This window comes from Lutibacter sp. (genome assembly GCF_040883305.1).
GTDB lineage: Bacteria > Bacteroidota > Bacteroidia > Flavobacteriales > Flavobacteriaceae > Lutibacter.
Genome location: NZ_JBFLKT010000381.1, coordinates 1 through 3,107 on the forward strand (window position 1 = coordinate 1; position 3,107 = coordinate 3,107).

The following is a 3,107-nucleotide window of genomic DNA, read 5'->3' on the forward strand; positions in this document are numbered from 1 at the left end:
ATCGTAAAGAACAAGTTTATGCATTATTACAGCAAGTAAATTTATATCAACACAAAAAAAAATCTGTCTACACTTTTTCTGGAGGAATGCGTCAACGTTTTGGAATTGCACAAGCCTTACTAGGAAATCCACAAATAATAATTGTAGATGAGCCAACAGCAGGTTTAGATCCAGAAGAAAGTAATCGTTTTTTGAACCTACTAAGTGAAATAGGGGAGAACGTCATCGTTATCTTATCTACTCACATTGTGGAAGATGTAAGAAACTTGTGCACAAAAATGGCGATTCTGTCAAGTGGAGAAATAATTTCTCATGGTAACCCAAAGGATTTAGTTGCCTCGATTAATGGGAAGGTTTGGACTAAAATTATTCCGAAAAGTGAAATTGAAATTTTCAAAAAAGCTTTTGATGTCATTTCTACCAAGTTAGTAGCAGGAGAGACGCAAATTAGAGTATTGTCAAACAATAAACCTGAAGTTGGATTTGAAAAGATCATTCCAAATTTAGAGGATTTTTATTTTGCTACTTTATATAATCAAACAAATAATAAAGCCTAAGTTATGTTTAAGAAATTATTACAATTCGAAATTTTTTATCAAGTAAAACAACGTGCGTTTCCTCTATTTGCCTTATTGTTTTTAGCTTTAGGAATATATATTGGAGGACAAGGGTTTGCACCTAAAGGAGTCAATTTTAACTCGGCATATCAAATATATTTTTACACAAATGTATTTACTTTAGGGAGTGTCTTTATCATCATGTTTTTCGCCATTAGCGCAATGCTAAGAGATAAACAATACAATATGGAAGGGTTAATTTACAGCTCTTCTATTAAAAAAGCACAGTACTTCTGGAGTCGGTTTTTGGGAACATTTATATTTAGTGTATTGGCTTTTTCACCATATCTGTTAGGGAATATAATGGGAAATTATTTTTCTGGTTTAAATCCTGAGCGTATTGCTGACTTTCAAGTAATGACCTACTTACAACCTTGGTTATACATTGTATTACCAAATATTTTTATATGTACTACAATCATATTTTCTGTAAGTACGCTAACCAAAAATAATACAGCGACTTATGTAAGTGCTGTATTTGTTTATATGCTATACCTTGTAAGTTCTATCTTTTTAAATTCACCTTTAATGGCGCAAGCGATTCCTGCATCACCAGAAAGCATGGCAATTGCAGCTCTCGCAGATCCTTTTGGAATTGCAGCATTTTTTGAACAAACACAATTTTGGACGCCTTTTCAAAAAAATACACAACTATTGTCTTTTTCTGGATTGTTTTTATGGAATAGACTTGTTTGGGTATTTGTGTCATTAGGAATTTTATTAACGACATATAGTATCTTTTCATTTAGAAAAGTTTCAAACAAAGTAAAAAAGGAGCTTAAAGAGAAAAAGGTAAACACTCAATTAATAGCATATAAACCAATACAAGGTTTATATAATTATAAAGCACAGAAATTAGCTTTCTTTTCGTTGTTAAAATTAGAATTAAAAAGTGTCTTCAAAAGTCTTCCATTTATAGCTGTTATGTTAATGTGGTTGTTTATTGTGTTTTCTAGTGTTTATTCTACAGTAATTAGAGGTGAAGAGTATGGTGTAAGCGTTTATCCATATACAAATCAACTTATAGAATTAATTGTAAATCCATTAAAATTATTTAGTTTAATCTTAATTGTTTTTTATAGTTCAGAAATTGTATGGAGAGAACGTAGTGCCAATTTCAATACTATTTTAGATGCAACTCCAGCGAAAAATTGGGTCTTTTTTACGTCTAAATTAACTGCATTAATAATACTACCTATACTGTTAATTACATCCGCTATAATAATCTGTATACTGTTTCAATTAAGTTTAAATTTTAAAAACTTTCAGTTGGGCTTGTACGCTTCTGTATATTATCATTATGGATTGCAATTAGTTATATTTTGTGTGATTGCCTTATTTGTCAATACTTTGGTAAAAAGCAAATATTTAGGAATGGGGATTTTTGGCTTAATCGTTCTTTTAACTTTAAATTCTGGTATTCTTGGACTTGAGCATCCGTTAACAAGCCTTGATTATTTACCTAGTCCACAATACAGTAATATGGATGGATTTAATGGTGTTTCAAATCTATTTGATCACTTGGCTTTATACTGGTTTGCTTTCGGCTTACTATTGACTATACTATCGTTTAAAATATGGAATAGGGGATTAGTACCTAGTTTTTCTGTCAAACTAAAGCAATTAGCTTTGTATTGGACGAAAGGTCAAAAGTTCGCGACCGCTATATTATTCGTATTGTTTTTAAGTGCAGGTAGTTTAGTGTATTACAATATGGTTTCAGATTATGAAACTATGAATGATAAATTAGAATTTAGAGAAAACTATGAACTGAAATTCAAAAAATATAACAGCATTGATAGATTAATTCCGACTTCAAAAAAGACTATGGTTGATATCTATACAAATAAAAGAATGTATGCTATTGAAGCTGATTATATGCTAAAAAATAAAAGTGAGCAACCATTATCTGAACTTTTCATTACAGAGAGAATACCATTAGAGAATATCTCAATAGAAAATGCACAGTTAGTTGCTCATGATTCTTTCTATGGAACGTATGTATTCAAGTATAATAAACCTTTACAGCCAAACGATTCTGTAAGATTTGCCTATAAATTAAAGAAAGAAGTAAAAGGCTATGAAGAAGATAATTCAATCGTTAATAATGGTACTTATTTGAATAGATTTGTCAATTTCGAACCTATTTTAGGTTATACATCAACATTAGAGATTCCTAATGGAGCTGAACGTAAAAAAAGAAATTTACCAGAACGCATTGAACAGAATAATTCAGACGCACATATCGTCTTAGGAGAAAGTAAATATGAGAAAGTAAAATTCGAAACTATTATCTCTACTTCTAATAATCAAACGGCAATTAGTTCTGGTCGTTTAATAAAAAAGTGGTCAGAAAATAATAGGAATTATTTTCATTATAAATCTGCCGAAAAGATAATACCTGAAATCGGTTATTTTTCTGCAAAATATGAGTCTACAAAAACGGACTATAAAGGCATTTCAATAGAGCAATATTACGATGTAACTCAT

2 protein-coding genes are annotated in these 3,107 nt (G+C 30.3%); both read left to right on the forward strand.

All coding sequences use genetic code 11. The features are described 5' to 3' along the window. A partial coding sequence (locus AB1Z17_RS12280; RefSeq protein ID WP_368052083.1) for an ATP-binding cassette domain-containing protein occupies positions 1 to 557 on the forward strand: 557 nt, incomplete at its 5' end. A gap of 3 nt (positions 558 to 560) precedes the next feature. Further along, positions 561 to 3,107 (forward strand): ABC transporter permease (locus tag AB1Z17_RS12285; RefSeq protein ID WP_368052084.1); only part of this gene is annotated, 2,547 nt, incomplete at its 3' end.